Origin of the sequence: Shinella sp. CPCC 101442, assembly GCF_024704725.1 — a bacterium.
Classification (GTDB): Bacteria; Pseudomonadota; Alphaproteobacteria; order Rhizobiales; family Rhizobiaceae; genus Shinella.
Window position 1 is genome coordinate 1 of the sequence record NZ_JALIQS010000028.1, and the last position, 554, is coordinate 554.

The following is a 554-nucleotide window of genomic DNA, read 5'->3' on the forward strand; positions in this document are numbered from 1 at the left end:
AGTTGGACTTTTTAAGGGATGCCTCAAAAGCGCCTTAGAGCTAACCCGCTTTGCGTCCTGCGCATCCCGCGCTGCGAAAGAGACTTCCCATGACATGGCTACAGCTTACCTCCGATTCCGGTGAGACCGTCTTACTGAACGCCGACAATGCAATTCAGATTAAGCCGCATACCAATGGATCCCAGCTCATGTTCTCGGCGGTAATTCCGTCTAAAGAAGGCAAAATGCACGCCAAGACCGTCACTGTCACGCAGAGCATTGAACAGATCGGCAAGGCCCTTAAGGCTAGTTCCGCAAAATAGCCTCCTCGTTCTCCGCAACCAAAAATCGAAAGATTACCTATGGAATGGACGCTAATCTTTAGCGATGGCCAGCGGCGGAAGGCCGCCGTGGCTGTCGAATATGAAAGGGTCAATGGCAACAAAGTGATTGCCGACTCCTCGACCATTCGCACCGAGCCGGCAGCCCTGTACCGCGGCTTTCACGACAGCGGGCTTATCCTGGAGTCTCCTGAAGGCGAGCAGCGCTTCATCGCCCTGAACAAGATCGGCGCG

Annotated in this window: 1 protein-coding gene; it reads left to right on the top strand. The window is 54.3% G+C overall.

Annotation, left to right across the window (positions count from 1 at the left end; all coding sequences use genetic code 11):
* Positions 1 to 89: 89 nt before the first annotated feature.
* Positions 90 to 302, top strand: coding sequence for a hypothetical protein (locus MUO32_RS29255; protein ID WP_257951895.1), 213 nt, complete (start codon positions 90 to 92; stop codon positions 300 to 302).
* Positions 303 to 554 lie beyond the last annotated feature (252 nt).